At 66.8% G+C, this 20,933-nt stretch carries 13 protein-coding genes; 7 read left to right on the top strand and 6 right to left on the bottom strand.

The features are described 5' to 3' along the window. The first annotated feature begins 477 nt into the window (after positions 1-477). The 3 genes from LZC94_21870 (at position 478) to LZC94_21880 (ending at position 7,171) form a co-directional block, all read left to right on the top strand. Positions 478-1,644: a hypothetical protein gene (locus tag LZC94_21870; protein WXB19859.1), complete on the top strand. Its 1,167-nt coding sequence runs from the start codon at positions 478-480 to the stop codon at positions 1,642-1,644. A 141-nt stretch (positions 1,645-1,785) separates the two neighbouring features. Next, positions 1,786-3,078, top strand: coding sequence for a hypothetical protein (locus LZC94_21875; protein ID WXB19860.1), 1,293 nt, complete (start codon positions 1,786-1,788; stop codon positions 3,076-3,078). A 283-nt stretch (positions 3,079-3,361) separates the two neighbouring features. Continuing rightward, positions 3,362-7,171 carry a M36 family metallopeptidase gene (locus LZC94_21880; GenBank protein WXB19861.1) on the top strand — a complete coding sequence of 1,270 codons (3,810 nt, stop codon included), beginning with the start codon at positions 3,362-3,364 and terminating at the stop codon, positions 7,169-7,171. Here LZC94_21880 and LZC94_21885 read toward each other — a convergent pair. Both LZC94_21885 and LZC94_21890 read right to left on the bottom strand, forming a co-directional pair. Continuing rightward, entirely contained in the window at positions 7,157-7,540 is a 384-nt protein-coding gene (locus LZC94_21885; GenBank protein WXB19862.1) for a hypothetical protein, read from the bottom strand. The genes LZC94_21880 and LZC94_21885 overlap by 15 nt on opposite strands. Before the next feature lie 226 nt (positions 7,541-7,766). Beyond that, on the bottom strand, positions 7,767-10,520 hold the full coding sequence (locus tag LZC94_21890) for a serine/threonine-protein kinase (protein WXB19863.1): 2,754 nt from the start codon (positions 10,518-10,520) through the stop codon (positions 7,767-7,769). A 134-nt stretch (positions 10,521-10,654) separates the two neighbouring features. Between LZC94_21890 and LZC94_21895 the strand changes: the two genes are divergently transcribed. Genes LZC94_21895 through LZC94_21910 form a run of 4 tightly spaced genes read left to right on the top strand, consistent with a single transcriptional unit; the run spans position 10,655 to position 15,466 of the window. Further along, on the top strand, positions 10,655-11,482 hold the full coding sequence (locus LZC94_21895; GenBank protein WXB19864.1) for an ABC-2 family transporter protein: 828 nt from the start codon (positions 10,655-10,657) through the stop codon (positions 11,480-11,482). Next, positions 11,440-12,273 (top strand): ABC-2 family transporter protein, encoded by an 834-nt coding sequence (locus LZC94_21900; GenBank protein WXB19865.1) that lies wholly within the window; start codon positions 11,440-11,442, stop codon positions 12,271-12,273. The genes LZC94_21895 and LZC94_21900 overlap by 43 nt, the downstream gene beginning before the upstream one ends. Positions 12,274-12,328: 55 nt before the next feature. Then, on the top strand, positions 12,329-13,978 hold the full coding sequence (locus LZC94_21905) for an acetolactate synthase large subunit (GenBank protein WXB19866.1): 1,650 nt from the start codon (positions 12,329-12,331) through the stop codon (positions 13,976-13,978). A 48-nt stretch (positions 13,979-14,026) separates the two neighbouring features. Beyond that, on the top strand, positions 14,027-15,466 hold the full coding sequence (locus LZC94_21910; GenBank protein ID WXB19867.1) for an aldehyde dehydrogenase family protein: 1,440 nt from the start codon (positions 14,027-14,029) through the stop codon (positions 15,464-15,466). Between the two features lie 29 nt (positions 15,467-15,495). Here LZC94_21910 and LZC94_21915 read toward each other — a convergent pair whose 3' ends face one another. The 4 genes from LZC94_21915 to LZC94_21930 are packed head-to-tail and all read right to left on the bottom strand — an operon-like array spanning position 15,496 to position 20,767. Then, entirely contained in the window at positions 15,496-16,842 is a 1,347-nt protein-coding gene (locus LZC94_21915; GenBank protein WXB19868.1) for an aminotransferase class III-fold pyridoxal phosphate-dependent enzyme, read from the bottom strand. A 4-nt stretch (positions 16,843-16,846) separates the two neighbouring features. Further along, complete coding sequence (locus LZC94_21920; GenBank protein WXB19869.1) at positions 16,847-17,815, bottom strand: NAD(P)-dependent oxidoreductase; 969 nt, start codon at positions 17,813-17,815, stop codon at positions 16,847-16,849. 55 nt (positions 17,816-17,870) lie between these two features. After that, a complete protein-coding gene (locus tag LZC94_21925) occupies positions 17,871-18,068 on the bottom strand; it encodes a hypothetical protein (GenBank protein ID WXB19870.1) in 198 nt (65 codons plus the stop codon). A gap of 2 nt (positions 18,069-18,070) precedes the next feature. Then, entirely contained in the window at positions 18,071-20,767 is a 2,697-nt protein-coding gene (locus LZC94_21930) for a multicopper oxidase domain-containing protein (GenBank protein ID WXB19871.1), read from the bottom strand. Positions 20,768-20,933 lie beyond the last annotated feature (166 nt).

A 20,933-nucleotide genomic window follows, 5' to 3' on the forward strand; every position in this document is an offset into this window, starting at 1 on the left:
TTCGCCGGCGTCCCAATGTACCAAGTCGCGATTCGCAATTATGGGATGCAATGTGGGATGCGCGCTGTTTCTTAAACACCGCCCGAGCGAGCGCCGCCTGGACATGAATTTTCAATAAAAAGACGCACCTCGACAATCTTCGTTCCGCGCCTATTCCTCCCTGCGAAAGCGCGCGTCCGATTTCGAATCGGGCGCGCGCCATGCTCGCACATCAACCGAAGAGCCCATCGCGAATGCATAGGCTCTTCTCGAAATGAACAGGAGCGCCGGCAAGCGCCGACGTCGTGTCCGATGAGCCAAGCACTCCTCGTCCTACAAGTTTGCAATGAGCGCGATCCGCACGATTTTAGGCTGGTTGCACGGCGATTTCCCGTCCTCATCGGCCGCGACCCGACTGTCGCGTCATGCGTCCTCGAAAACGATCCATGCGTTTCGAGGATTCACGCGAGCATTGATTTGCGCGACAATGGGCTCTTTGTGCGCGATGCCGAAAGTGCAAATGGCACCCTCGCGAATGGCCGGCGTCTGGGGGTGGGGTGGACATCGCTCGGTGACCTTGGGCCGTGTGAAATCCGCATCGGCGATTGGGTCATCACGGCCCATGGGGAAATCCAGGCGGAGCCATTGACCGAAGAATCGCCCGCGGCCGGCGAGCTGCGTTATCTCGATTTCGACGCGCTGGGCTCAACGGTGACGGCTCATTCCTACACGCGCGCGCGAACCGGGCACGCGGAGACCGTTCGCGAGGCTCTCGACTCCCCCGCGGTCGAACAGCGTCTCTCGGCGCTATTTGCGCGCTACGAGGAGGTCGCCCTCGAGCTGTACACCCAGATCAGCGACGTGCTGAGCGAGCTTCCGCCTGCAGCGCGGCCTGGGGCGTGCGATTGGCTCCAGCGTACCTTGCCGGGATTGGCCGAGAACAATCGAGGCTTTGCACGTCTCTTCGAGGACTCCCGCGGGGCGCCCGGCGGCGCGCCCGCCGCTCCGATCGAGCGCATGGCGCTGGAGGGCATCGAGCACTTGGCCCGGGCGTACGTGGGGCGCGAGCCGGCCACCCCCGAGGAAATCGCGGCCTTCTTGCGCAAGCTGCACGCGGCGGTGAGCGCCTTGCTTCACGGTCACGTCCCCTTGCTCGCCAGCCTGGACCAATTCGAGCGGCAGCTCGCGCTGGACGGGGCGCATCCCTTTCGCTTGCCGCGCGCACCGGCCGATCTGGCGCGCGCCCTCTTCGACTGGAACGATCCGACCGACCGAGCCTCGCGCGCGCTCGGCCGCAGCTTTGCGGATGTGATGATGCACCACGCCGGTGTGCTCCATGGCCTCATGCGTGGCGTCAAAGTGCTGCTCGCCGAGCTCGCGCCCGAGGCCATCCTTCGCGGGTGGCAGGAGCGGCAAGCGCGGCGCGCACCGGTCACGCGAGGGCTCAGGAGCCTTCGTCAGGCGCAAGAGCTCTTGGAGCTTTATGCCAAACGGCACAGCGATCTCTCGGACGAGGAGAACGAGGCCTTTCGATTGCTCTTTGGGCAAGAATTTGCCGACGAGTACAAGCAATTCAAGTACGCGCACGGCCCTCGCTCCGGCGCCATCACGGCGCCAGGGCATGCCGAATGGATCCACGATGCCCGCGTGAAACCCCGCCGCTGATGTCCAATCATGGCGCACTCCGACTCAACGGATATCACGTCATGTAAACCACCCTCGCACGCGCGGTTCATTGCCATGGCCGGTGCGAATTGCGATACAACGTCGGCTCCCGGCATGACGAAGCCGAACGATCGAGCGGCCATGCAAGTTGGTCCGATGCGCGCCCCCATGGCGCGCGAGGGCGGCCGTGCATCCGCCGTCTCCGTCCCCCGCTCGGCGGATACAATCCCCGACCCCCAGGGCTCCATCGACGCCGCGCTCCCGCCGGCGCGGGGTGCGCGCGACCCGAGCTTCGTCGATCCGGAGTTGGGCGTGCGCAACACCAGCTTCGCCGATCCGGAGTTGGGTGTGCGCAACACCAGCTTCGCCGATCCGGAGTTGGGTGTGCGCAACACCAGCTTCGCCGATCCGGAGTTGGGTGTGCGCAACACCAGCTTCGCCGATCCGGAGTTGGGTGTGCGCAACACCAGCTTCGTCGATCCGGAGTTGGGCGCGCGCAGCACGAGCTTCGTCGATCCGGAGTTGGGTGTGCCCAACACGAGCTTCGTCGATCCGGAGTTGGGCGTGGGCGCGCGCGCGGAGCGCGATGAGGCCGACGATCGTGCGCTGTCCGCGCTCTTTGCGGACTTGGCGAACGCCGTCGATCCGCGGGCCAAGGCCAAAGGCCTGTACTCTACGACGGAGGAGGTCGACGAGCTTCTCGATGGACTTCCGGTCAATCCGCCGCTTCCCCGGCGACGATCCCGACGCAGTCGGCTGGAAAACTCCAGCCCCGTCGTGCCGCCGCCGCGCGGCGCGCGCGCATGGGCGGCGCGGCTCCCCTCGGCCCTCGCCGAGCTTTCATCGGCGCTCGCCGAGCTTTCATCGGAGCTCGCGCGCGGGGGACTCGGTGCGAAGGCGCTGGCCGTGCTCGGATTGGGCGTCCTATTTTTCGGCACCGTTTGGCTTGGCCGCGCGGCGGGCCGTTCGACCGCGGCGAGCCATTCGACCGCGGCGGGTCATTCGACCGCGGCGAGCCATTCGACCGCGGCCGACGATACCGCCATGGTCACAACGGTGACGCCCGTCGCCGCGCCGCTTGTACCCGAGGAGCCCCGCCCCCCATCGGCGAGCGCATCGACGCGCCGCCGATCCCCGAAACGTCGCCCCCGGCGCCCTCTTCGAGCGCGCTCTCCTCGTTATCCACGCTGCGCGCACACGCCGCCAAGCGCCCCCCAAAGCCGCAAAAGGAAGCCTCCGCCCCCGCCTTCCCCCTTTCGGCCCCCGCATCCGCCACCGTTCCCGCGAACGAGGGCCTCGAGGCCGACGTTGGCACCGCGCCAGCCGCCCCCGCCGGATCATCGCATTTCGTCAATCTCTTTACGGGCCATTGAGCGCTTTTCCCGCGCCCGGCAGCGGGCTCGAGAGCGCCTTGGGAAGGCGCCCACGAAGTGATTCACGGTTTCATAAATTCCCGCGCCCCATGACACCTACGTCGACGTGACAAACCGGCAACACATTCGCCGCATGGCGGGCATGTGAGCCCCGAAATCCCGCGGCGCACCTGCATTTGGGCGCGCATCGAGCGTGGTGCCTTTTCCTTCGTGTGCCCCTCTCGCGAGGGGCTCGGTCGTTCCGAGCGGATGCTGCCGCCGCGCGCTTCAGCGGGCGTTCGCTCGAATGAATGATCGGTGCATCCAAGCATGGGTCGAAGCGCGCGGTATTCGGAGGAAGAGCGATGCGGTATCATTGGGTTCGATTTGGCGCCTTGACCGCCACGTGCGCCATGCTCGTGGGCCTCACCATGTGCGGAGACGGCGCTTCGTCCCGGCCGGGCCCCTCGCCCTCCGACTCGAGCGCCAACGAGGACACCGCGCGCAAAGCGCTGGCCGAGACCCCCCTTGGCTATGTCGCATCACGTCATGGGAATGGCAAGGCGCGATTCATCCTGGGCGCCCCGGGGGCGCTCCGCGCGAAGCTCGACGTGGGCCAGGAGACGGCGGCCCGGCTTCATCTGGAACGGCACGCGGAGGCGCTGGGCTTGAGCGAGGCTGCCGTGCGCGAGGCGCCGGCGGAGGCCGCGCATCCTCTTGCGAATGGGGCCATGGTCGTTCAGTTCGGGCAGCGGGTGAATGGGATCGAGGTGTTCCATACGCGCACCAGCGTGGTGCTCGACGAGACCAAGAACCTGGTGTCGATTGCCTCCAATTTGCATTCAGTCCACTCGGTCAAGGACATGCCCTTCGATCGATCCGCCGAGTCCGCGCTCACCACGGCCTACACGGCCTGGTTCGGGGCAACCTTGCCGGACGGCGCCGTGCGCGATCTCGGCCCGCGCTCGGGCGATATCCGCGGGTACGCGGTGCAAACCCCGGCCGGCGCGCCGCGCATCGTGGAGGCCACGGCCAAGCGCGTCTTTTTCCCCGAAGGCTTGGAGCTCGTTCCTGCGTATTACGTGGAGCTGACGGCGCGCGCGCCGCGCTCCAAGGCGAACCAGGCGTATGCGTATGTCGTTTCGGCAAATGACGGGCGCGTGCTCCACGAGACCTCCCTCGTGGCCCACGAAGCGTTCACGTACCGCGTTTGGGCCGATCCCGACGCCAAGACCAACCACATTCCCACGGACGGCCCGTATGCCGATTACTCGCCCCACCCCGGCGGAATCCCCGATCGGAAGCGCCCCGATTTTCAGCCCCCCATCGCCGTGCAAATGGAAGGGTTCAACAAGAACCCGCAAGGCAAGCCCGATCCCTGGCTGGGCCCGAACGATACGGTCACCTTCGGCAACAACGCCCGCGCCTACAGCGATCGCAGCGACCAACACAAAAAAGACGACGCCGGAAACTCCGTGGACAGCGGCGACGGGTACGACGAGGGCATCGACCTTCGCGCGGAGGTGACATCACCGCGCACATTCGACCGAACGTACGATATCACCCAAGCACCCAACGCCAGCGACGATCAAATCAAAGCTGCGGTGACGCAGCTCTTTTATGTCAACAATTGGCTTCACGATTATTGGTACGACTCCGGCTTCGACGAAAGGTCCGGCAACGCCCAGCTCTCGAACTACGGCCGCGGCGGGGTCGAAGGCGATCCGCTGCGGGTGGAGGCGCAGGACGGGGCCGACTACGGCGAAGCCAACAACGCGAACATGATCACCTATGCGGATGGAACCTCGCCCCGCATGCAAATGTACGTGTGGACCGGGTTGCCCAATCGCCGGCTGGAGCTGGTGCCGGACACCCAGCCGCCCACCCGCCTCGACGACTGGCTCGGCGCGCCGGCCTACGGTCCGCAGACCTTCGACGACGTCCAAGAGCTGGTCCTCGCCGCCGACGGCGTCGCCCCCACCACCGATGCGTGCGAGCCCATCACCAACGACGTCGCCCACAAGTTCGTGGTCATCGAGCGGAGCGCAAAGGCGGGGTGCACCTTTTATTTGCGAACGTCGAACGCGCAGGCCGCCAACGCCGCCGGTGTGATCATCATCAACAACAACCCGGCCGGATCCCATGAATTCGTCAATCCGGCCAAGCCCGACGTCGAGCCCAATATTCACATTCCGGTGCTCACCACCACCTCCGAGGATGGCGCCAAACTCAAAAGCGCCATGGCCGCCAGCGCGACCCCGCTCCGGGCCCGCATGTTTCGCGGGGTCGAGACCCCCGTCGATGGAACCATCGACAACACCATCGTGGCGCACGAGTGGGGCCACTATTTGCATCATCGCCTGGTCGCCTGCTCCGGCCGATCGTGGCCGGCCGACCCCCGGATCTCGGTGGGCTCGTGCTCCGGCATGAGCGAGGGGTGGGCCGACTTCAACGCGCTCTTCATGGTGGTTCGCGAGGGGGACGCGATCGAGGGCTCCGCCTACCCGCTCGGACAATATGCCAATGTGGGCGCATCGCCCAACGCGGCGTATTTCGGTACGCGCCGGGCGCCGTATTCGACGGACACCGCGAAGAATCCTTTTACGTTCGGGCACGTGGCCCAGGGCGCCCCCGCGCCGCAAGGCGCTCCTTTGGAGCCGGGCGGCTCGTTCATGCAGGAGGCCCACAACATCGGAGAGATCTGGGCGCAGATCCTCTTCGAGGGCTATGTCAATTTGCAGAAGGCGGGCCAGAAGGCCAATCCGCCGCGTTCGTTCCAAGAGGTGAAGCGCCGTATGGCGAACTACCTCGTGGCCGGTATGAAGGCGGCGCCCGTCGATCCCACCTTTACCGAGCAGCGCGACGCCATCCTCGCCGGGGTCTGGGCGACCGGAAACCAAGACGACTTCGAGGCGCTCGCCCAGGGATTCGCCAAGCGCGGCCTCGGCGTGGGCGCGGTGGCGCCGCCCGCGTCGTCGGTCACCATGGCCGAGACCCGGGAGAGCTTCGCCAACAAGGGCGAGCTGGTCTTCGTCGATGCGCGGATCGACGACTCGCTCGTCTCGTGCGATCACGACGGCGTCCTCGACGCCGGCGAGACGGGCTTGCTCACGGTTCGCGTGCGCAATCCCGGGTGGAAGACCCTGACCGGCACCAAGGTCAACGTGCGCACCGCGGATCCCAACATCACCTTCGGCAGCGGCGGCGAGGTGACCCTGGGCGCGGTCGACCCCTATGGTGTTGCTACGGCAACAATCCTCGTCACCAGCCGCGCATCGACGACCAAGCAGGCGATCCTAGGGCTCGACATCACCCTCACCAACGCCGAGGCCTTCGCGCCGACTGTCACCGCCACCACCAGCCAGCGCTACAACTTCGATATCTGGCCCAACACATCGGCGACGGACGACGCGGAGAGCGGGTCCTCCGTTTGGAGCGTGATCGGCGCCGCCGGGGTGTGGTCGCGCCAGGGGGACGCGACGAACCATGTGCTGCACGGCAACGATCTCGGCAAGCCCAGCGACTCCAGCTTGGTTTCGCCCGATTTGATCGTCGGGCAAAACGATTTCACGATTTCGTTCAAGCATCGCTATGCCTTCGAGGCCAGCGGCACGTCGTACTACGACGGCGGCGTGCTCGAAATTTCATCCAACGGCGGCGTCACGTGGAGCGATATCTCGGCCTACGCCGATCCGCAGTATCCGCGTACGCTGCGCGGCGGCAACTCGACCAACCCGCTCAAAGGTCGAAAGGCATGGTCGGGCGAGGAGAAGGACGCCAAGACCGTCTCCCTCAACCTCGGCAAGGCACTGGCCGGCAAGACCGTCAAGGTGCGATTCCGCATCGGCACCGACACCGACACCGGGGCAGCCGGTTGGGACATCGACGATATCGCGTTTGGCGGCATCACGAACAAGCCGTTCGCGACGCGCGTGGACGGCGCCTGCACCTTGGGCGCCGACGCGGGGACCGGCGGCGGCAACAATCCGCCTCCGGACGCGGGCTCACCGCCGGCGGGCGGCGCCAATCCCGACCACAAGGTGACCATGAGCGATGACGGCTGCTCGGTGTCGGCCGCTGGCGCGTCCGGCTCGAAGGGCGCGGCCATGCTGGCGCTTTTGAGCGCGCTCCTTCCCTTCGTGCGTTTGGCGCGGCGCCGGCTACGGCGTGGGTAGGAACATCCCGTCGCCGGCGAGCGAGTCGAGGAATTGCTGGGTCATCTGCTCCTGGATGCGCGCCGCGTCCGTGAACAGAGACCAAGCCTCGTCTCGCTCGGCCGCCGCCGGCTCGAGCGCCCCGCGGGCCGCAAACGCCTTCAACCAGGCGATGCGCTGGATCGCGGGCGGGTGGCTGTCGTACGGTGACGCCGGGCGCGCAAAGGCCATTTCGACCTCGGCGGCCAAATCTTTCTCCGATGCGATCTGCTCAGGCGTAAGGGTGTAGAGGTTCACCAGCGCCATTCGCTTCTGAAGCACCTCGCGGATCGTGGCGTCCGCGTGCCGAAGGCGCCGGCTCGTCCACGAGCGCATCGGCCAGCGCCGCATGATTTTCGGGCGAATCCTGCGACGCGAGCGCCTGACGGCGGCGCGCCACGGCCGCCTCGTGCGAAGGATCGCCTCGTTCTGCGTATGCCGCGCGCCGAAGGCCGATTCCGTCCAGCAGCGCAAACGCAAACGCAAAGAAGAAGCGGCGAACCGTATGTCGTGGCGTCATCCGATGCTGCGAGGGTAGCTCGTACGGAGCCGTACGCGCATCGTCGCCGCGAGCTTTCTAGCGATCGCGGTGCACCTCGGGCTGGGGATGACTCGCGCCACAGCCCAGCGCGCGGCTGCGTTCGTCGGCCTCGCGCGCCGTGATGGATCGCGGCGTGGCGTGACCCCATCGATCGAGCACGACCCCGTAGGCGCGGCACGCGGCCGCCTTGTCCCCCAGCTTCTCCTTGGCCATGCCCAGCCACAGGTGCGCGCGCACATTGAGAAACGGGTAATACATGCCCTGGCAGGCGCGCGCGCCGGCCTCGAGGACCGACGCGGCGCGCGCCGCATCGCCGGCCTGCAAGTAGATGCGGCCGGCGTACACGTCGGGCAAGCCGATGGCCCACTCCACGTGAAAGTGCCTCCCGCCCCCGCGAAGCTCGCCCGCGGGGGCGTGGGCCATGGCCTCGGCGGCGTCTTGCGGCGAGCCGACCTTGGCGCCCCAGGAGAGCACCCAGCGCTCGAAGGTGCTGAGCTCCCGCTCGTTCGCGCGCTCCCATGCGCGGGTCGCCTCGAGCCACGCGGCCTGCGTCGTGCGCCCTCCGCGCAGCGCGGTGGCGAGGAGCCACGCCTCGGTGGGCGCCACCGACACGGCGGCCAGCTTGTCCGGGGTCCAGGCGTCCTTGCGCAAGAGGGCCTGCTCGGCCACCCGCGCGCCCCGTGCGCGATCGCCCGACTCGATGAGCGCATCGGCGGTGAGCATGGCGGCGGCCCAATGCGGCTCCCGGGCGGCGGAGCCCGCGAGCTTTTGCTCGAGCTGCGCCGTCGTGGCCAGCGCACGATCGAATTGACCGGCCCACGCTTCCAACTGGGCGCGCTCCAGGAGCGCGGTCTCTTCCCGCACCTCGGCGGGGAGCCGCCCCTCGCGCAGCAGCAGCACTTGCTCGATGGCTTCCTTGGGGGCGCGGGTCGCGGTCAATGTCTCGGCGAAGATGCGGTAGATCTCCGCCTCCTCCGGCTCCCAGGACGACGCGCGCCGCGCTTCGGCGGCGGCCTCGGTGCATTGCCCCGCGCGGCGAAGCGCAAAGACGCGGTCGGTCATGCAATCCACCGAGCCGGGCGACATGGCCAAGCATTGCTCCAGCGCCGCCCGCGCCTCGGCGTCGCGCCCGAGCTGCTCCAAGATGCGCGATTGGGTCTGCCACGCATCCGAGTACGTGGGATCGAGCTCCGAGGCGCGGCGCACCCGCTCCAGCGCCACCTCGAGATCCTCCCGGGTGCGCGCGAGGTTCATGCGCTCGCCGCCCGAGAGAAAGAAGATCTCCGCGTCCATGGGGTAGCGCCGCACCAGCTCGTCGCCGATGCGCACCGCCTCCTCGCGCCGCGGGGCGTCCTCGCCGTTGAGGATCTCGGACGCGTCGAGCAGCCGCCGATCGCGCTCGCTCAGCCCATCGCGGAGCCGCAGCGCCTCCCGGAGTCGCTCGCGCCGGATGGGCAGCGGCACGCTCTGCTCCCGGCTCGTGAGCAAGCGCCGGAACTGGATCTGCGGGCACTGCGGATCGACCTCCGCCGCCTCCTCGAAGATGCGGATGGCGCGATCCCATCGCCCCTCGTGCACCGCGTGCATCCCTTGCTGGTAGAACGCCACCCCCTCGGCGCTGCACGAGGGCGACGCAGGGAGCACCGTCAAGCTCGTGGCCGCCGGCGCCGAAGCCGCCGCGGTGTCCCCCGCATCACCGGCCGCGCGCGCAAAACCCAGCGTATGGCGCCAAGGACGAAGCGCGAAGCCCGCGCCGAGGACCACCACCGCCACCCCGATGGCCCCAAGCCACAGCGGGCGACGGCGCGCCGAGGTGGACGGCGCCGATGCGGCCGACGGCATCGACGGCATCGATGGCCGGGAGGACCTGGACGGCCGCTCCCCGCCCTTGGGCGGACGGTTCGGCGTGTGCGACCATTGGATGTGCCGGTTCGACGTCTGCGTCTCGTCCAAGAGGCGCGCCCCGATGCGCGCGAGCTCCCGCTTCACGAGCGACGCCGACCCCGGCCGCTTCTCCGGCTCTTTGGCGAGCAGCCCCGCGATCAGATCGTCGAGCTCGGACGGCACGTCGGGGCGCAGCCCCGCGAGCCTCGGCGGCTTGTGCATCAGCAGCATCGAGAGGGCGGACACCGGGTTGGGACCGTCGAAGGCATCGCGGTTCGCGAGGCAGCGAAAGAGCACGCAGCCCAGCGAAAAAAGATCGGCGCGCCCGTCCAGGTGCTCCGCGCCGCGCGCTTGCTCGGGCGCCATGTACCCCACCGTCCCGAGCAAAGCCCCCGTGGTGGTGGCCGGATCGACCGAACCCGCGCGCACGATCCCAAAGTCGACCAGCTTGGGCCGCCTCGGGCTCCCCCCCACGAGCAGGATGTTGCTCGGCTTCACGTCGCGATGGACGATGCCCAGCGCGTGGGCCGCCTCCAACGCGCCCGCCAGCCTTTGTCCGAGCTCGACCACGTCCGCCACCGCGAGCCGCTCGCCCCTCTGGGCCGCGCGCGTCACGTGCGCCCGCAGGCTCTCGCCCTCGATCCACTCCAGCGCGAGGTACGGCACATTGCCCTCGGCCACCCCGTGGGCCACATAGCGAACGATGTCCGGATGATCGAGCCGCTCCAGCGCATCGGCCTCCACCGCGAACCGCCGCAAGGTCGATGGCTCGGTCCTGTGCAGGACCTTGAGGGCCACGCGCCGCGCCGTGACCTCGTCGAAGGCGCGATGCACGATCCCCATTCCGCCCCGACCTGCTTCCTTCTCGATCACGAAGCGGCCGGCGAAAAGCACACGCTCGATCATGTGGCTCCATTCGAGAATGTCCATGGCACGCATCGCGCCATTAGCCCCATCCATTGATGTAACACGAACATCTAAAAGCGTGCCACCCGCGCTCAAACGCGCGCCCGCCGCCGATCCGGGACTATAAAAGGCCGATGACCGCGGCCCGAGATCTCCAAAGGCGCGCACGCGCCACCCTCCGCGCGCTGCCGACCATGGCGCGCATTGCCTTTGCGGAGGCGCTCGCGTACCGCGCGGAGGTGGTCGTCTGGACGCTCGCCACCACCATGCCGCTGGTCATGCTCGCCCTCTGGCTGGCCGTGGCCGAGGAGGCGCCCGTGGGTCGATGGGGCCAGCGGGAGCTGATCACGTATTTCTTGTGCGCCTTCATGGTGCGCCAGCTCACCGGATCGTGGAGCTGTTGGCAGATCAACGCCGAGGTGCGCGATGGCACCTTGGCCATGCGGCTCCTTCGCCCCGTGCACCCGATGGTGGCCTACGCCATCGAGCAGCTCGTCGCCGCCCCCGTGCGCGGCATGCTCGCCATCCCGGTGGCCGCCGTGGCCCTCGCGTGGGTGGACGCGCCGCCGCTCGCGCGCGATCCGGTGGTGTGGCTGCTCTGGGCCATCTCCATGCTCGGCGCGTGGCTCATCAGCCTCCTCGCCAACTTCGCCATCGGCTGCACGGCGCTGTTCGTGGAGAGCAGCGTCAAGATCATGGACATCTGGCTGGCCCTCTTCTTCGTCCTCAGCGGCTACACCATCCCGGTCGAGCTCTTTCCCCGCGCGGTGCGCGCCATCGGCGATTGGCTCCCTTTCCGCTACCAGCTCGGCCTCCCCATCGAGCTCATGACCGGCATTCACGATCGCGCGGCCGCGCTCTCCTTGCTGGGCCGGCAGTGGCTCATGGTCGCGCTCCTCGCCGCCGTGGTGACGATCGTATGGCGGCGCGGCATCGGGCGCTTTGCGGCGTACGGCGGCTGATCGTGCGCCGCTATTTGCACCTGCTCCGCATCCAAGTCCGCACGTCGACCTTGCTCGGTCTGCAATACCGGCTCGACTTCGTGTTCGACGGGCTCATCGAGCTATTCTGGGCGCTCACGGCCATCGTCCCGCTCTTCATCGTCTTCGAGGCGCGCGAATCGGTGGCCGGGTGGACCTTCGGCGAGTCGCTGCTGGTGGTGGCCTGGTTCACCTTGCTCACGGGCGTGCTCGAGGGGGCCATCAACCCGAGCCTCGCCGTCGTGGTGGAGCATATCCGAAAAGGCACCCTCGACTTCGTGCTCCTCAAGCCCGCCGACGCGCAGTTCCTGGTGAGCACCGCGCGCTTTCAGCCGTGGCGCGCCATCAATGTCGTCACCGCCTCGATCCTCTTTGGCTACGCCTTCGCCAGGATTGGCCACGGCCCCAGCGTATCGGGCATCCTGGGCTCGCTCGCCCTCCTCGCGGCCTCGGTGACCATCCTGTATTCGTTGGGGATCCTCACCGTGAGCGGCGCCTTTTACGTGGTGAAGATCGACAATCTTTCGGCGCTCTTCCTATCCATCTTCGACGCGGCGCGCTGGCCATCGGCCGTCTTTCACGGTGTGCTTCGCCTGGTGTTCACCTTCGTCATCCCGCTGGCGGTGATGACCACGTATCCCTCGCTGGCCCTGCTCGACAAGCTGCCCGCGCAGACGTATACGCTCTCGTTCGGGGTGGCTGTCGCCTTCGCTATCGGCTCGCGCTTCATTTGGATGCATGCGATCGGCAAATACACATCGGCCGGCGGCTGAGCGCCGAATGCATGCTTTCTGGCCCCAAAGGCCCTAACTGCTAGGGTGGCACCACATGAAAGCATCCGACTTGTTCGTCAAGGCGCTGGAGGCGGAGGGCGTCGACTACGTATTCGGCATCCCGGGCGAAGAGAACCTCGATCTGCTCGAGTCGCTGCGCCGCTCCAAGATCAAGCTCGTCCTCACGCGCCACGAGCAGGCCGCCGGCTTCATGGCCGCGACCTACGGGCGCCTCACCGGCAAGGCCGGCGTGTGCCTCTCCACCCTCGGCCCCGGCGCCACCAACTTCGTCACCGCGGCCGCCTACGCCCAGCTCGGCGGCATGCCCATGCTGATGGTCACCGGCCAAAAGCCCATCAAGACGAGCAAGCAGGGCCACTTTCAAATCGTCGATGTGGTCGGCATGATGCAGCCGCTCACCAAGCTCACGCGCCAGATCGTCTCGATTGGCAACATCCCCGCCGCCGTGCGCGAAGCCTTCCGCCGCGCCGAGGAGGAGCGTCCCGGCGCCAGCCACCTGGAGCTCCCGGAGGACATCGCGCACGAGGAGGGCGACGGCAAACCCATCCCGCGAAGCTTCAGCCGCCGCCCCGTGGCCGAGGAGAAGGCCATCGCGCGCGCCGTCTCCGCCATCGAGGCCGCCCGCCACCCGCTCTTGATGATCGGCGCCGGCAGCAACCGCAAGACCACGTGCAAGATGCTGCACGAGCTCGTCGACCAGACCGGGATCCCCTTCTTCACCACCCAAATGGGCAAGGGCGTCATCGACGAGGCGCACCCGCTCTGGCTGGGCAACGCCACCTTGTCCGACGGCGACTTCGTGCACCGCGCCATCGACCACGCCGATTGCATCATCAATGTCGGCCACGACGTCATCGAAAAGCCGCCCTTCTTCATGCGCGGCGCCGACGGCCATGAAAAGACGGTCATCCACGTCAACTTCCTCGGGGCCCAGGTCGATCCCGTGTACTTTCCACAGATCGAGGTGGTGGGCGACATCGCCAACGCCGTGTGGCAAATCAAAGAGCGCCTCACCAAGAAACCGAACTGGGACTTTGCGCGCTTCACCGAGATCAAGCAGCACCTCGAGGAGCACCTGAAGAAGGGCCAAGACGATCCGCGCTTCCCCATGTACCCCGTGCGCATCGTGCGCGATGTGTACGACGCCACGCCCGAGGACGGCATCGTGTGCCTCGACAACGGCATGTACAAGATCTGGTTTGCCCGTTACTACCGCGCGCACAAGCCCAACTCGCTTTTGCTCGACAACGCGCTGGCCTCCATGGGCGCCGGCCTGCCCTCGGCCATGGCCGCCAAGATCGTGTACCCGCAGCGCAAGGTCATCGCCGTGTGCGGCGATGGCGGCTTCATGATGAACTCGCAGGAGCTGGAGACGGCGGTGCGCTTGAAGCTCGACCTGGTGGTGATGATCCTGCGCGACGACGCCTTCGGCATGATCCGCTGGAAGCAAGAGAACATGAACTTTCCGGATTATGCGATGACCTTGCAAAATCCGGATTTCGTTGCATACGCCAAGAGCTATGGCGCGCACGGCCATCGCGTGGAGTCGGCCGATCGCCTCGCCCCGCTCTTGACGGAGTGCCTCTCCACCTCGGGCGTGCACGTCATCGACGTCCCCATCGACTATTCCGACAACGAACGTGTGCTCAACCGCGAAATCAAGCGGCTGTCTGCGCGTCTCTGAGCGAAGCCGCAAGCGAAGAACGCGAAGAAAGCGAAGGAGGAGCGCGAGATGCTGAAGGAAGCCTATCCGTATTATCTGGCCAACCAGGCGGTTTTTGCCAACACCGATCTGGAGGTCACCGACAAATACAGCGGCAAGGTCGCGACCCGCGTGGCGCTGGCCGACGCCAAGGCCATCGACCAAGCCATCGGCGCCGCGGTCACCGCGACCAAGCCGCTTCGCGAGATGGCGCCGTTCCAAAGGCAGGCCGTGCTGGAGCACTGCGTCGCGCGCTTTCGCCAGCGCTTCGATGAGTTGGCCGAGGCCCTGTGCATCGAGGCGGGCAAGCCGATCAACGACTCCAAGGGCGAGGTCACGCGCCTGATCGACACCTTCCGCGTGGCCGCCGAAGAATCGGTGCGCGTCGACGGCGAAATCGTCAACTTGGAAATCTCGGCCCGGGCCAAAGGCTACCAGGGCTTCTCCAAGCGCGTGCCCATCGGCCCGTGCTCGTTCATCTCGCCCTTCAACTTCCCCCTCAACTTGGCGGCGCACAAGGTCGCGCCGGCGCTGGCGGTCGGCTGTCCCTTCGTGCTCAAGCCCGCGAGCCGCACCCCCATCGGCGCCTTGATCATCGGCGAGGTCCTGGCGGAGACCGATCTGCCCAAGGGCGCCTTCTCCATCCTCCCCGCGCACCGCGACGGCGCCGATTTGTTTACGGTGGACGAGCGCTTCAAGCTTTTGTCCTTCACCGGCTCGCCCGCGGTGGGCTGGGACTTGAAGGCCAAGGCGGGCAAGAAGAAGGTCGTGCTGGAGCTCGGCGGCAACGCGGCCGCCATCGTCGATCGCGATCAGGGCGCGCGGCTCGACTACGTGGTCGAACGGCTCGCGTTTGGCGCCTATTACCAATCCGGACAGAGCTGCATCGGCGTGCAGCGCATCCTCGTGCACGAATCCGTTTACGATGCCTTGCGCTCCAAGCTGATCGCCAAGGTGCGCTCGCTCAAAATGGGCGATCCCAAGGATCCGAACACCTTCGTGGGCCCGATGATCTCGGTCTCCGAGTCGAAGAGGCTCTCGGGGTGGATGGATGCGGCGGTCCGCGCGGGCGCCACGATCGTCGCGGGCGGCAAGGTGGATGGGGCGATGTTCGAGGCGACCTTGCTCGAGGACGTCGGACGCGATCAGGATCTGTACCGCAAAGAGGCGTTTGGCCCGGTGGCGATCCTCGAAAAATTCACGAGCTTCGAGGACGCGCTCGCCCGCGTGAACGACAGCGATTTCGGCCTGCAAGCCGGCGTGTTCACCGATTCGCTGGCCCACGCGCACCGCGCTTGGGACGAGCTCGAGGTGGGGGGCGTGATCATCGGCGACGTCCCCTCCTTTCGCGTCGACAACATGCCGTACGGCGGCGTAAAGGACTCGGGCCTCGGGCGCGAAGGGATCCGCTACGCGATCGAGGACATGACGGAGCTGCGCTTGATGGTCGTGCGCAAAACGCCGGCCTGATCCGGAGCGCCGATGCGTTCGAGGCTGTTCTAAGGCAGATAGCCCTCTCGGCGCATGGTCGAGAGGCTATCGCGCACGGCCTCCTCGAGCGCTTGCAAATGCGCATCGGAGTGGGCGGGTGAGACGAAGAAGACCCAGCCCTCCCACGTGTAGATGCCGCGCAGGTGCAGGTGCTGAACGAGGAGGGTGGCGAGCGGCGGCATGACGAACGTAAACATCGATCCATAGCGCGCCACGCGAATGGGAAACGACTCGCGCTCGAGCCAGGCCGCCAGGCGATGCGTCAGCGCGCCCGTTCTCCGATTCTGCTCCTCCTGGAGCGAGGTTCCGGTCGTCTTCAACCGGCCAATCACGGCGCGCATGGCCGCCATGGTCAGGGGGTTTTTGTTGAAGGTGCCGGCAAACCAAATCTTGTCGTTCTTTGGATGATCCGAGCCCTCGAAGCGCCAGCGGCCGCCGTCGATGTAGTCCAGGTACTCGGCTCTCCCCGCCACCACGCCGATGGGCATTCCACCGCCGATGATTTTGCCGTACGTGGCCAGATCCGCGCGGACACCGAAGTAGCTCTGGCTCCCGCCGCGGTGGGCTCGAAATCCCTGCATGACATCGTCGACGATCAGCGCGATGTCGCGCGACGCCGTGAGGGCGCGCAGCTCGCGCAGAAACGCCGCCGGCTGAACGTTCAGATGCCGCGCCTGGACCGGCTCGACCACGACGGCGGCGATCGCCTCGGCGTGCTCCGAGATGACGTCGAGGCTCGCCGCATCGTCGTAGCGGAGAACGAGGGTGCTGGCCGTGTGGCTCGGCGCGACGCCCAAGGTCGCATGAATCCCGCCCACCACATCGTCGTACGAGCCATGGTACGAGTCCTCGAACACGACGATCTTGGTTCGGCCCGTGGCCGCTCGGGCGAGTCGCACCGCGATCATGACGGCCTCGGTGCCCGTATTGCAAAATGCGACGCGCTCGTCGCCCGTGAGATCCGTGATGCCGGCGGCGTTCTCGGCCGCCACCTCCGATTGAAAGCCCATCGGTGCGCCGTACGCCAGCCGCTCGGTCAACGCATCGAGGATGAACCGAGGCCGGTGCCCGAAATAATGAACGCCAAACCCGAGCGCGAAATCGATGTACGCATTTCCATCCAGATCCCATACGTGCGGCCCCTCGCAGCGCACGCCCACGAGCGAATAGCGCAGGCGCTTCGTGGCCAGCCAGAAATGGCGCGCATCGGCCGGCATGCTCCGTGAGAAGCCGCTCGAGGCGCGCGGATCGGCCAGGGCCGGCCACCCTCGTTCGCGGCGGGCGCGCGATGCGCGGGTCCTTTGCACATAGGCCGCGATGAACTGCTCCAGGTACTTCGTCTGGGCGACATTCATGCCGTCACACATTGACATAGAGGGCGCGCGGGAGAATGGCGTAGCATTTGATCAGCTCGCGGATGCCGCGGTCGAGCGAATACTGCGCGCGAAATCCCGTGGCCGTGAGACGGGCGCTGGAGACGATGCAATCCCGGATATCGGGGTCGTGGCCGGCCCCCGATTGCACGTAGACGAAGGAGGGGATGCAGCGCTTGATCGCTTCGCAAACTTGGACCCGGGTGAGGTTGGCGTCGTCCATGCCGACGTTGTACGCGCGCCCTTTCATGGTCTCGAAGTGATCCATGGCGTGGAGAAATGCGCGCCCCGCGTCGTGGACGTGAATGAGGTTGCGGCGGCGTTGCCCCTCGAAAAAAAGGACGGAGCCCTCGTGTACCGCACGGTACACATAGTCGTTCACCAGCAGATCGCGGCGCATGCGGGGTGAGACGCCGAACAAGGTGGCCATACGAAGCGAGATAGAGCTCGCGCGCTCCAGCACCCGCGCTTCGCCCTCGACCTTCAGCCGCCCGTACAGCGACACCGGGGCGAGCGGCGTCTCCTCCGTGCAAATCGCGTCGCCCGCCCCCACACCGTATCCGCTGTTGGTGGCCGGATAGAGGATCCGCTGCGACGGCGAGGCGTGCGCGAGGAGCAGCTTCAAGCCGTCGCGCATGATGGTCTCCGCGGCGATGGGGTCGACGTCGCAAATGCGCATGCCCACCAACGCCGCCAGCGGGACGATCGTATCGTGCGCGCGCACCAAGGTTTTGACCATTGGCTCGTCGCGCGCATCGCCTCGGACCACCTCGAAGTGCGGGAACGCACAGCAGTCCAGGAGGCTCGCCTGCTGCCAGAGGAAGCTGTCGAGCACCGTCACATGATGGCCTTCCTCGAGCAGCTGCCGAACGAGCACCGAGCCAAGGTAACCGCCCCCGCCCGTCACGAGGACGCGGTGGTGGGTGCGCGGGATCGTCTCTGTCGTGTGGGTCATGAGAAGCTCTCCTCGAGGATGCGCCGGGCGCGACGTTCGAAATCGTCCGCCGCGATCATCTAGATGGACCGTTCGGTACAAATGCGACGACCGTCTCGGGGCGAGCGCCCGCGCGCAAAAGCCGCGCCCCGATCTCGATCGCCTGGCGATCGAGCGCCTCGTACGACCCGCTCGAGTCCCCATGGACCACGGCCTCCGCGCGCGGCGTGCGCAGCGCCTGCTCGTCGAAGAGGCCGTGGACCGTGGGCTTCACGCTCAGTGGCGGGCGTTGAACGAGCCCGCCCCGTTGTTGTGGGCCGTGGTCTGAATGCAATAACCGTGGTTGCGCTGCGTCGGCAGCCTCCAGTTGTTGCCGTTGCAGGACACCGCCACCCCGTTGACCGTGAGCCGTCGCCCTTGGCCCAAACCGTTGCACGTACCGGTGGCAATTTGGGACGTCGTCTCGTGGCACGTCTCCCGCGTCCCGAGGGTGCCGGAGTTGAAGCTGGCGTTGTCTGGCACGTCGAACCGCCGCGGCGTGGTGCAAAGGCCCGAACAGGGCGACGCCGCCTCGTGCGGGCTGCCGCCGTTGTCGTGGCACGCCGCGAGGCAGTCTTCGAACTGCCCGCCGCACGCGTTCTCGTCCCCGGCCTTGCCCAGATCGTGGCACGCGGACGCGCCGGGATCCGTCTCGCCTTGGCAGAGGCGCGCGAGCTGCCCGCAGGTGGTCATGGGGAGCGGCTCCCAGAGCGAGGACTCGAGGGACGGGGTCTGGTCCAACTGCGCTTGATGCGTTTGCGAGGCCACGTAGAGCTGCCCTTTGTCGAGCACCCGATCGCCGGCGGCGTACGTGATTTGCGGCTGCCACGTACCGTCGTTGTTGTTCACCCGCTCCCAGCTCGCCGATCCCCGAGGAGGCTGGGTCGACTGCGACACATGATCGGCGAGCGCCCGGTAGTTGACGTTCTGATACGAAATGACCGTTCCGCGGCTGTAGCTCGCGCCGCTCCGCCAAAGATTGATGAGCGGCAGCTTGCGCATCATATCGTGGTCCTCGTGGGCCACCACGTGGCAGTGCCAGAGGTAGCCCGGCCCCGACGTCGGATCGAGCGGGAATTGGTTCTCACCCGGGCGCACCCCGCCGCTCGGCGTCTCCTGCGGCGCCCAGCGCGCCAGGATCTTCACCACCGTCCCGGGCTGCACCCGCACCGTGTCCTTCCACCCCGTCTCGTACGGCAAAGGCGGGCGCGCAGGGCCGACCAGGAAGGGCGCGGGATCGACCGGAATGGGCCTGGTCACCGGCCGATGGCCGTTGAGCAAGAGCCAGCGCCGAAGGTACGCGTCGGAGTCGAAGTCCTGCCGGCTCACCACCTGGAACTCGATCAAATGCAGGTGCACCTGATGATCGGCGCCCCCCACGATGTTGACCAGGCTCCACTCCTCGGTCGATCCCACGACCGGAAAATCCGTGGTGGGCTGTGTGAAGTCGATGCCGTCCGCCAGGCGGATCTGGCTGCCGTCCTGGGAGAAAATATTGTGGAAGGTCTTGATCCGGCGCGGCGCATCGGCGGTGAGGGTGGCCCGGGGAGGAAAGAGCGACGCCGAGAGCGGCGGCGGCGTCACGGCCGGGCTGTTGGCGACCGTAAAGCGCATGACCACGCCCAGGTTGTTGGGATCTTCGCCCTCGCGCAGGTTCGAGTTGCGCATGATGATGCGGGTGCCGGGCGCGAACTTGGAAAAATCGACCAGGACGTCGGCGCGCTCGGTGATGCCGATGGTCACCTCGTCGACGGTCTGCGGCTTCGGGAGATAGCCGCCGTCGGACCCGATGATCGTAAATGGGACACGGGCGCCGTTGTTGTCGAACGAGAGGGTGAAGGTGCGCGCGTTGGCGCCGGCCAGCATCCGAAAGCGGTATTGGCGCCGCTGAACGTTCAAATTGGGCCACACTTTTCCGTTCACCAAGACGGTGTCGGAGTCCTCGCCTGCGCTCCAGTACGCGTTGCTCGGGTTGTCGCTCTCGCGGGGGAAGTTCAGCTCTCCGTCGGTGAAGAACGCGCGGTCCTGGAAGACGAGCGGGATCTCGAAGGCGTCTTTCGGCAGAGGCGACGTCGATTTATCGAGCGGGCTATTCGGATCGCGGATGAAATAGCCGGTGCCCAACAGGCCCGAGTACAGGCCGATGCGGGTCATGCCCATGGTGTGATCGTGGTAAAAGAGCTGCGTGCCCGGCTGCTCGTTGGGCTTGTCGTAGTCGCGCGATACGAAGCTCGGCCCCGTGACGAGCGGGCTGTTGGTGAACCACTCCTCGGCCACGCCGTCGAACCCCGATAGAACGACCAGGCCGTGATTGTGGGTGACCAGGGGCACGTTGCTCAGGGCCTTGGAGTAGCCCGGCGGGAACGGGTTGAACGGGGGCTCGGGCGGGTTGATGAAGTTGGGATTGGCCCAGTGCAAGGTCGGGTCGATGGGCAAAAAGTGGTTGGTCGTGATCTGGTTGCGCCAGAACACGCGCGTCGGCAGGCCGCGCGTATTTTCCATGACGGGCCCCGGCACCGTGCGCCCGAACTCGGTGGCCGCAGAACCAGGAATTTTCAGGTTTCCGCCGTAGGCCATGACCGTCGTATCGGGGAAGCCGGGGGGCAGCATTTGCACCGACGTCTGCGCCACGGACACCGTGAACTCCTGACGGATGATGCGCCCCCCGCTGGTGACGAAGGTGGGGGCGAGCTCGCCCGGAATCGGCAGTTCGTGCGCGAACTTCGGAATGGTGTTCGGGTCGAGCGGCGTCTGCGCGGCCGAAGGCGGCCCCGATTCGGCCTCCGCCTTCTCCGCTCTCTCCGTCTTTTCCGCCTCGGCTTTTTGCTGGATGCTTCCAGAAGGCTCCTCGTCGTCGAGAGCCTGCCCGCAACCGGTCCAGACCCCGAGAATCACGATCGGGACACTCAGATGCGCAAGCTGGCGCGTACTCATGGTCCAAGTCCTTTCTGCCGCTCGAACTCGCGAAAAACGCGAAAAAACGCGCGCGTCGTGCGGGCCCCGACGCGGCGGCGCGATGCTGCTGGCCCCCCGAAATCGTGAAAACGGGTCGGTGCGCGGGCGCACGATCCTTCGACACCGAAGGAATGGTGGGACGGCG

It is taken from the genome of Sorangiineae bacterium MSr11954, assembly GCA_037157815.1.
GTDB lineage: Bacteria > Myxococcota_A > Polyangia > Polyangiales > Polyangiaceae > Pendulispora > Pendulispora albinea.

What these genes read in the sequence shown, in the direction of transcription:
- LZC94_21885 (WXB19862.1), bottom strand. Translation starts at nt 7,540, where the DNA reads ATGCGGCGCTGGCCGATGCGCTCGTGGACGAGCCGGCGCCTTCGGCAC.
- LZC94_21920 (WXB19869.1), bottom strand. Translation starts at nt 17,815, where the DNA reads ATGACCCACACGACAGAGACGATCCCGCGCACCCACCACCGCGTCCTC.
- LZC94_21930 (WXB19871.1), bottom strand. Translation starts at nt 20,767, where the DNA reads ATGAGTACGCGCCAGCTTGCGCATCTGAGTGTCCCGATCGTGATTCTC.
- LZC94_21905 (WXB19866.1), top strand. Translation starts at nt 12,329, where the DNA reads ATGAAAGCATCCGACTTGTTCGTCAAGGCGCTGGAGGCGGAGGGCGTC.
- LZC94_21900 (WXB19865.1), top strand. Translation starts at nt 11,440, where the DNA reads ATGGCGGCGCGGCATCGGGCGCTTTGCGGCGTACGGCGGCTGATCGTG.
- LZC94_21880 (WXB19861.1), top strand. Translation starts at nt 3,362, where the DNA reads ATGCGGTATCATTGGGTTCGATTTGGCGCCTTGACCGCCACGTGCGCC.
- LZC94_21890 (WXB19863.1), bottom strand. Translation starts at nt 10,520, where the DNA reads ATGATCGAGCGTGTGCTTTTCGCCGGCCGCTTCGTGATCGAGAAGGAA.
- LZC94_21895 (WXB19864.1), top strand. Translation starts at nt 10,655, where the DNA reads ATGACCGCGGCCCGAGATCTCCAAAGGCGCGCACGCGCCACCCTCCGC.
- LZC94_21875 (WXB19860.1), top strand. Translation starts at nt 1,786, where the DNA reads ATGCAAGTTGGTCCGATGCGCGCCCCCATGGCGCGCGAGGGCGGCCGT.
- LZC94_21910 (WXB19867.1), top strand. Translation starts at nt 14,027, where the DNA reads ATGCTGAAGGAAGCCTATCCGTATTATCTGGCCAACCAGGCGGTTTTT.
- LZC94_21915 (WXB19868.1), bottom strand. Translation starts at nt 16,842, where the DNA reads ATGAATGTCGCCCAGACGAAGTACCTGGAGCAGTTCATCGCGGCCTAT.